The 8,008-nt window shown below is 62.5% G+C and carries 8 protein-coding genes; 4 read left to right on the forward strand and 4 right to left on the reverse strand.

The annotated features are described in order from the left end of the window. Positions 1-2: 2 nt before the first annotated feature. Positions 3-1,202: an efflux RND transporter periplasmic adaptor subunit gene (locus tag CR105_RS15050; RefSeq protein WP_099789431.1), complete on the reverse strand. Its 1,200-nt coding sequence runs from the start codon at positions 1,200-1,202 to the stop codon at positions 3-5. A gap of 154 nt (positions 1,203-1,356) precedes the next feature. Here CR105_RS15050 and CR105_RS15055 point away from each other — a divergent pair, with 154 nt between their 5' ends. From CR105_RS15055 to CR105_RS15070, 4 genes are all read left to right on the forward strand, one after another. After that, positions 1,357-1,992 carry a dioxygenase family protein gene (locus tag CR105_RS15055; protein WP_218968702.1) on the forward strand — a complete coding sequence of 212 codons (636 nt, stop codon included), beginning with the start codon at positions 1,357-1,359 and terminating at the stop codon, positions 1,990-1,992. A gap of 283 nt (positions 1,993-2,275) precedes the next feature. Beyond that, positions 2,276-2,713 (forward strand): hypothetical protein, encoded by a 438-nt coding sequence (locus CR105_RS15060; RefSeq protein WP_099789434.1) that lies wholly within the window; start codon positions 2,276-2,278, stop codon positions 2,711-2,713. A gap of 170 nt (positions 2,714-2,883) precedes the next feature. After that, on the forward strand, positions 2,884-4,950 hold the full coding sequence (locus CR105_RS15065; protein ID WP_099789437.1) for a S9 family peptidase: 2,067 nt from the start codon (positions 2,884-2,886) through the stop codon (positions 4,948-4,950). A 167-nt stretch (positions 4,951-5,117) separates the two neighbouring features. Then, entirely contained in the window at positions 5,118-5,594 is a 477-nt protein-coding gene (locus tag CR105_RS15070; protein ID WP_131021716.1) for a hypothetical protein, read from the forward strand. A gap of 92 nt (positions 5,595-5,686) precedes the next feature. Here the strand turns inward: CR105_RS15070 and CR105_RS15075 are convergent, their stop codons facing one another. The 3 genes from CR105_RS15075 to CR105_RS15085 form a co-directional block, all read right to left on the reverse strand. Next, entirely contained in the window at positions 5,687-5,974 is a 288-nt protein-coding gene (locus tag CR105_RS15075; protein WP_099789443.1) for a type II toxin-antitoxin system Phd/YefM family antitoxin, read from the reverse strand. A gap of 15 nt (positions 5,975-5,989) precedes the next feature. Further along, a complete protein-coding gene (locus CR105_RS15080; protein WP_099789445.1) occupies positions 5,990-7,057 on the reverse strand; it encodes an SDR family oxidoreductase in 1,068 nt (355 codons plus the stop codon). Positions 7,058-7,227: 170 nt separating this feature from the next. Continuing rightward, positions 7,228-7,824 (reverse strand): MarC family protein, encoded by a 597-nt coding sequence (locus CR105_RS15085; RefSeq protein ID WP_099789448.1) that lies wholly within the window; start codon positions 7,822-7,824, stop codon positions 7,228-7,230. Positions 7,825-8,008: the final 184 nt, after the last annotated feature.

Consider the following 8,008-nt stretch of genomic DNA (forward strand, 5'->3'; position numbering starts at 1 on the left):
GCCTACCCTTTCGCCGGCAAGGCCGCGGTGGCCGGCGCGCCGCCCGGCGGCATCAAGGGCTTGCCGTCGCCGTCGAGCTGCACCAGTTGCGGCTTGACCGGCATGCCGGGGATGGCGCGCTGCAAGCCGTCGACGATGATGTTCTCGCCCGGCTTGACGCCGTCGACCACGCGCATCGCGCCGATCAGTGCGCCCATCTTGACCTCGCGCTGTTCGACGACGCCCTTGGGGCCGACCACCAGCACGACGCGGCGCGTCTGGTCGGTGGTGATGGCGCGGTCGGGCACCAGGTTCGCCTCGTACGGCTTGCCGGCGCTGACCTTGACGTGCGCCGACAGGCCGGGCGTGAAGCGGCCGTCCTTGTTGTCGAACACGGCGCGCAGCTGCATGCTGCCGGTGGCCTGGTTGAGGCGGTTGTCGACGAAGTCCATCCTGCCTTTGTGGGGATAGCCCTGCTCGTTGAACAGGCCCATCTGCACCACCGGCGCCTCATTGGGGTTGGTCGCGGTCAGGCCGTACTTGAGGAAGGCGGCCTCGCTGGCGTCGAAGTAAGCGTAGACGCGGTCGGTGGAGACGATGGTGGTGAGCACCGGCTCGTTGACGCCGACGAGGTTGCCGGCAGTGACGGCGGTGCGCGAGGCGCGCCCGGCGATAGGCGCCGTGATGCGGGTGAAGCCCAGATTCAGGCTTGCCGCGTTGAGCGAGGCCTGGGCGGCGTTGACCGCGGCGGCGGCGTTCTGGGCGGCGGCGCGGAACTGGTCGGCCTCCTGCTCGGAGATGGCGCGCAACGGCAGCAGCTTTTCGGCGCGGGTGGCCTGCAGCTGTGCCAGGCTGGCCTGGCTGCGGGCGGATGCCAGCGTTGCGGTCAGGCGCGCCACCTCGGCGGCGAACGGGCGCGGATCGATGGTAAACAGCAGTGTGCCCTTGCGCACATCCTGGCCGTCGCGGAAGTGGACGCGCTCGAGCGTGCCGGCCACGCGCGCGCGCACGTCGACCTGGTTGACCGCGGCGACGCGCGCGCTGAATTCGTCGAACTCTTCTACCTGGCGGCGGGTGACTGGAGCGACCGACACGGGTGGCGGGCCGGCGCCGCCGGCGCCTGGCCCTTGGCCCTGCTCCTGCTTGGGGCCGCAGCCACTAAGCAACGCCGCGAGTGCGGAGAGCATTCCCATCAGCAGAATGCGCGAGAATCCAACGAACATCTCTTCCTCCGGCATGGAAAAATGTGATGCAACGACTCGGCAGTAAACGCTTAGTCTTTGTTGGAGTTGAACGGTGGACGTTGGTTCGCCGCGAATGGCAGTCCGTTGCGATGGATTCGCTATACTTGTCGAAGAGTGAATACAGGAGATGCAAATGGAACGCCGCACCTTGCTGAAAACCTTGCTGGCCGGCGCGCTCGCTTCAAGCGCACGTCGGGCGTGGGCCCAGCGCCTGGTGGCGACCCAGCGCCAGACCGAAGGTCCGTTCTATCCGGACAAGCTGCCGCTCGACCAGGACAATAACCTGGTGAATATTTCCGGGCGCCGTGGGTCCGCGGCCGGTGAGGTGACCGATCTGACCGGCCGCATTCTTGACCTGGACGGCAAGCCGCTGCGCGGCGTGACAATCGAAATCTGGCAGGTCGACAACAACGGCCGCTACATCCATTCCGGCGATGCGGGCGCCAGCAACGATCCGAATTTCCAAGGATTCGGCCGCTTCGAAACTGGCGAAAGCGGCCAATACCGGTTCCGGACGATCAAGCCGGTACCTTATCCGGGACGGGCGCCGCATATCCACGTCAAACTGAGCAAGGGCGGCAAGGAATTGCTGACCACTCAACTGTACGTACAGGGTCACCGGCTAAACGAGCGCGATGGTGTGTTACGCGGGGTCCGCGATCCCAGTCAGCGCGCTGCGCTCATGGCGCCGTTCCTGCCTAGTATTGAGCGTCCCGCCGAACTATCCGCTCGTTTCGACATTGTGCTGGGTGCGGCGCCGCCGTCATAAAAGACTATCTCACCGAGTTTTCAAGCTTTCTTACCGACCCGCGCTCTTTTGGATACTCTTGAAGCCATCGATGCCCCGCCGGGATCTTGGTACGATGTCCGCTCAACCACTTATCTTGATTCGCCTTGTCTACTGATTACTGGTCCTTCATGTTTCCGATTCCGACAACGACGAGCCTGGCGCAGCCAAGAACCGTCGCAGAACTCGACTCCCTCTTTAACCGCGACGAAGTCGTGACGACGCACTGATACTCGTCGCCCGCAACGACGCGACACTGAACGCATTGTTAGCGATCAGCGCTGTGACAGCGACGAGAGATCTCGACTTCCTCCAAAGCCGTTTCGCCTTGCTCGATCCTCCTGCGATTGCTGCGGCGTCGGCATCGATTACCAGACTGCTCTCGCGTCTCGAGGCAGCCCCGCAGTTGGCGCTGCACCCGTTCCTGGTCAGGTATGTGGATGGCACCGACCACCAGCCTTACGAGGCCGGCCAAGTCTTGGAGGCGATCAATTCCTCGGTCGTTGTCACGCCACCAAACTGCATCTCCTCTGAAGACTGCTGGTTCTTGTATGACGTGTTCTCGTATCTAAAATCGGTGCGTCAGGTGCTGAAGGTCGCCAACGAGAACAGTCACCGGATCGTATTCGCCCGCTTCACTGAGTTGTATGAATCGGCCCTTGCCGCCGATGCTGTCGCCGAGGCTCATGGCACGGCCATGTGAATGGGCAACTGCTTCTTGCCGAGCCACTGGCCCGTCACTTGCTAACGGCAGCAGCGTGGTCCAGACAATAGATCTCGAGCATGCCTATGCCGTCATGTCCAACAGGAATTGGTATGATGTCCGGCTACCGGCCACGAGCCGGAATTTTTTCACTTCATCGGAGACACCGCATGAGATTTCGTTTGCTGGTTTTAGGAGCCGCCATGGTGGCGGGCGGAGCGCTCGCCGCGCCGCGCGGATTTACCGTGGAAGACATGGTCAACATGGAGCGCGTCGGCAGCCCGGTGCTCTCGCCGGACGCCACGCGCCTGGTCTACACGGTGCGCCGCACCGACATGGGCAAGAACCGCGGCCAGACCGACCTGTGGATGCTGGACCTGCGCACGCCAAAAGCGGCGCCGCAGCGCCTGACGCAGGCCGACTCCAGCAGCAGCGATCCCGAATGGTCGCCAAATGGAGACGCCATCTATTTCCTGTCGGGCCGCTCGGGCAGCTCGCAGGTGTGGCGCCTGCCGCTCGGCGGCGGCGAAGCCGGCCGGGTTACCGATTTGCCGCTGGACGTCGACAACTTCCGGCTGTCGCCGCAGGGCGACCGCATCGCGCTGAGCCTGGCCGTGTTCCGCGATTGCGCCGACCTCGCCTGCACCACCAAGCGGCTGGCCGACCAGGTCAAGGGCAAGTCGAGCGGGCGCGTGTACGACCGCCTGTTCGTGCGCCACTGGGACACCTGGGGCGACCAGCGCAATGCGGTGCTGTACTCGGCGCCGATCGACAGCAGCGGGCGCGTGACCGCGGTGCCGGTCAGCCTGTCCGGCTCGCTCGACGGCGACGTGCCGTCGAAGCCGTTCGGCGACAAGGAAGAATATCGCTTCAGCCCGGACGGCAAGACGGTCGTGTTCGCCGCGCGCATCGCCGGCAAGACCGAGTCGTGGTCGACCAACTTCGACGTGTTCGAGGTGCCCGCTGCCGGCGGCACGCCGCTTAATTTATCGGCGGACAATCCGGCCTGGGATTCGAAGCCGACCTATTCGCCGGACGGACGCACCCTCGCCTACCTGGCGATGAAGCGCCCGGGCTTCGAGGCCGACCGCTTCCAGCTGGTGCTACGCGACGTGGCCACCGGCAAGAAGCGCATGCTGGCCGACAGCTGGGACCGCTCGATCGCGGACTTCCGCTGGACGCCGGACGGCAAGACGCTGCTGGCGACGGCCGACGACATCGGCCAGCACCGGCTGTTTGCCATCGACGCGCAAAGCGGCAAGGTCACGCCGATGAGCGGCAACGGCTACGTCGGCGCATTCGACGTGCAGCGCGACACCATCGTGATGACGCAGGCAAACCTGTCGTCGGGCGCGCAGCTGTTCAAGCGTTCGGCCAAGATTGGCGCGGAATCGATGACGCAACTGACGACGCTCAATTCGGCTGCGTTAGCCGACGTGCGGATGGGAGAGGCCGAGCAGTTCTCGTTTGCGGGCGCCAAAGGCGAAACAGTCTATGGCCACGTCATGAAGCCATGGAACGCCGTGCCGGGTGTGAAGTATCCGGTGGCGTTCATCGTGCATGGCGGGCCGCAGGGCAGCTTCGGCAACAGCTGGAGCTACCGCTGGAATCCGCAAGTGTATGCGGGCGCCGGCTATGCTACCGTGTTCATCGATTTCCACGGTTCGACCGGCTATGGCCAGGCCTTCACCGATTCGATCAGTGGCGACTGGGGCGGCGCCCCGCTGGAGGACTTGAAGAAAGGCCTTGCCGCGGCCGGCGCCAAGTATCCGTGGCTGGACACATCGAAGAGCTGCGCGCTGGGCGCATCGTACGGCGGCTACATGATGAACTGGATCCAGGGGAATTGGACCGACGGCTTCAAGTGCATCGTCAACCATGACGGCGTGTTCGATAACCGCTCGATGTATTACGGGACCGAGGAGCTGTGGTTCAACGAGTGGGAAAATGGCGGCAGCTATTTCGCCGTGCCGGAGAAGCATGAGAAATTCAATCCCGTGCATCACGTGACGAAGTGGAAAACGCCGATGCTGGTGATCCATGGCGAGAAGGATTATCGGATTCCTGTGAGCCAGGGGATCGGCGCATTCACCGCGCTGCAGCGCCAGGGTGTCGAGAGCAAGCTGCTGGTGTTCCCGGATGAGAATCATTGGGTGCTGAAACCGGCTAACTCGGTGCTTTGGCATCGCACGGTGATTGATTGGCTCGATGGGTATTTGAAGCCGGCCGCGAAGTAATCGCGCTGCGCAAAAAGCCGCGCCCCGGTCTAGTGTCCGCGGCGCGGTTTTTTGCGTCCAAACGCGCATCTGATTGCGAACCACCGCCGCTGGCACGTTATCGTCGCGCACGCGGGGATCCCATTTCGTTGTATTGTTGCTGCATTGATTTGCAGATCGGAGGCTACATGAGCATTGTTCGTTTGCTGATTCCGACCGGATTTCTACTGGCCGCGTCCTACTCTCAGGTTTATGCACAAACCCTACCGGCTCCGTCACGATTGATCTACAAGTGCGAAGTGGCCGGAAAAATCTCTTACACAGACGAGCCATGCCTCGGCGCCAAAAGAATGGATATCGAACCATCTCTTGGGCTCGACAAATTTTCAGGCAAGAAGATGACAGGCGCGGACGTCGCGACCGAGAAACGTCGTGAACAGCTGGCTGATGCGATCGGGCCGGCCACCGGAATCAATCGACAGCAATTTTCGACAGAGGTACGCCGCCACAATCACAATAGTTCGACAAAGGCGGAATGTCGACAGCTCGATCAAGACCTTTTGGACGCTGAAGCGATGGAAGCCGCAACTCCGCGTGAAAATTTGCGCACAATCCAGCAGGACCTACTATTGTTGCGAAAGCAATTTAAGGAGCTGCGCTGCTGAGCTTGACGGGGCATACAGATGTGCGGCGCTATAGCTTCGTATTACCTTCGGTTCGCCGATAGAGGGAATCGTGCCGTGCTGGATCCGCAAACTTAGCGGCCGGTATTTGAATGGTCGTCCACGTCAGGCGTCTCAACCAGGTCCCGCTGGTGCGAACGGCCGGCCCGCGCTTGTTGGATCGATTCTCCCAAATGCGCTGCATTGGCCGGAGAGCTCAGTAAGTAAACGGTTTCCATCAAGCTGCTGTAATAGTCGAGCGACATGACCACTGCATCCGGTGCGTCGCGCCGCGAAATTACCGTAACGTCTACATCGGCTACCACCCGGTCGAGCAACTCGCCCAAGCTACTACTCGCCTCGGGAAAATTTACAGTTTTCATCGTCGAACCTCGATATCACGGGATAAGCCGCTCCGAACGCAACTGCTCGAACAGGTCGTAGAACGATTCCTCAGTCGACTGGTAGCCGGCGAAGCCGAGCTTGCGGCTGCGCGCCATGTCGGTCATTACCTCGATAGGCCGGCCGAGGTCGAGGTCTGTATGCCATGCGGACGCCAGTCGTCCCAGGTCCGGCTCGGCCAGGCCATGCCGCTGGGCCATTTCGCGCCACAGGTCGGCGTCGCCGGCGATCGCTGCCTCGAGCGGGCGAATGGTGCCATCGAAACCTGCCGCTTCCACGCCGAACCAGTTCGCCAGCCGGCCCCACAACCACTGCCAGCGGAATACATCGCCGTTGACGATATTGAAAGCGGTGTCGTAGGCAGATTCGGTGTCGGCGGCCCACACTAGCTGCCTGGCCAATTGGCGCGCGTCGGTGACGTCGGAGATGCCCTGCCACTGCGCCTGCGAACCCGGCCATTGGAACTTGCGCCCGGTCTCCTTGCAGATCGACGCGTACACGGCCAAGGTGGTGCCCATGTTCATCGCATTGCCGACCGCCTTGCCGATCAAGGTGTGTGGGCGATGCACGCTCCAGTTAAAGCCGTCGCGCGCGGCGGCGGCGTAGACTTCATCTTCCTGCGCATAGTAGAAGTTTTCGATTGGCAGGCGCGGCTGTTCTTCGCGCAGCGGCGTCTCGGGCAAGGTGCCGGCTTTGGCGTAGGCTTCGAACGGCCCGAGGTAGTGCTTCAAGCCGGTCACCAGCGCAACGTGGCGCACCGATTTTTTCGGCGACAGCGCGGCCAGTACGTTGCGGACCATGCCGGCATTGACGCGGATGTTCTCTGCTTCGGTGTCCTGGCGCAGCCAGGCGGTGATGAAGACATTGGTCGGCGCGACGTCGGACAGTGCGGCTTGCAGGCTGGCGGGGTCGAGCAGGTCTGCGGCGATCGGCCGCAGGCCCGGCAAGTCAGTTTGCGGAGTGCGCGCCAGGCCGTAGACGTCCCAACCTTTGTCGAGAAGTTCGATTGCGAGGTTGCTGCCGGCGATGCCGCTGGCGCCGACTACCAAGGCTGTTTTTGTCATGATGTCCTCGAGGCTGATTTGGAATCATCCAGTCTAGCGCCATCCGGGATTGTGCGTAGCGTGCAGCCGATTAATTGACGCGCCGCCGTCTGCCGGGTAAGTGTCAGGGATTCCCGCCTTCGCGGGAATGACAATTTTATGGGTAGAGGCAGCGGGATTACAGGCGATAGCTACAAGGTCTTCACAAACGCGCGTACGCCGCCCAGCAGCATCTCGACCGCCATCGCCGTCAGGATCAGCCCCATCAGGCGTTCGAACGCCGTCATCACCTGCGGGCCGAGCGCCTTCTGCAGCCGTTCGGCGCCGAGGAAGACCACCAGCCACACCACCGCCACGGCGGCGAGCGCGGCGACGTTGAGCATCACTTCTCCCCTCGTCTCGTGCGATAGCAGCAGCACGGTGGCCAGCGCCGACGGCCCGGCCAGCGCTGGTATCGCCAGCGGCACGATGAACGGTTCGCCGCCGTCGGTCTTGCCAAGCACGCCGTCCGGATGCGGGAACACCATGCGAATCGCAATCAACAGCAAGATCACGCTGCCGCCGATGCGCAGCGAGACTTCTGACAGCTGCAGCGCCGTCAGCAGGTGCCGGCCGAAAAACATGAACACGAGCAGCACGACGAACGCGATCGCGCATTCGCGCAGCACGATGCGCGGGCGGCGCGCGCGCTCGACCGGCGCCAGCGCGGTGACGAAGATCGGCACGTTGCCGAACGGGTCGGTCACGAGCAGCAGCAGGATGAAGGTCTGGAGGAAGCTTTGGGTCATATTATTGTTAGTGACTTGACGGATTAAAAAACCAACGCTGGGGTCAGGTCTGACATTCGATGGTTGTCAAGCTAGTTGTCGTGTCAGCAGCCGCTAAGCCGCCTTTTTAAACGCTGGCATATTCGACGCCGGCATTGTTGCTTCGTTGATCGACACGTCAGGATTGAGGTGTACTTCTTTGACC

Source organism: Massilia eurypsychrophila (assembly GCF_002760655.1).
GTDB lineage: Bacteria > Pseudomonadota > Gammaproteobacteria > Burkholderiales > Burkholderiaceae_D > JAFCUW01.

What these genes read in the sequence shown, in the direction of transcription:
- CR105_RS15050 (WP_099789431.1), bottom strand. Translation starts at nt 1,202, where the DNA reads ATGTTCGTTGGATTCTCGCGCATTCTGCTGATGGGAATGCTCTCCGCA.
- CR105_RS15055 (WP_218968702.1), top strand. Translation starts at nt 1,357, where the DNA reads ATGGAACGCCGCACCTTGCTGAAAACCTTGCTGGCCGGCGCGCTCGCT.
- CR105_RS15065 (WP_099789437.1), top strand. Translation starts at nt 2,884, where the DNA reads ATGAGATTTCGTTTGCTGGTTTTAGGAGCCGCCATGGTGGCGGGCGGA.
- CR105_RS15070 (WP_131021716.1), top strand. Translation starts at nt 5,118, where the DNA reads ATGAGCATTGTTCGTTTGCTGATTCCGACCGGATTTCTACTGGCCGCG.
- CR105_RS15075 (WP_099789443.1), bottom strand. Translation starts at nt 5,974, where the DNA reads ATGAAAACTGTAAATTTTCCCGAGGCGAGTAGTAGCTTGGGCGAGTTG.
- CR105_RS15080 (WP_099789445.1), bottom strand. Translation starts at nt 7,057, where the DNA reads ATGACAAAAACAGCCTTGGTAGTCGGCGCCAGCGGCATCGCCGGCAGC.
- CR105_RS15085 (WP_099789448.1), bottom strand. Translation starts at nt 7,824, where the DNA reads ATGACCCAAAGCTTCCTCCAGACCTTCATCCTGCTGCTGCTCGTGACC.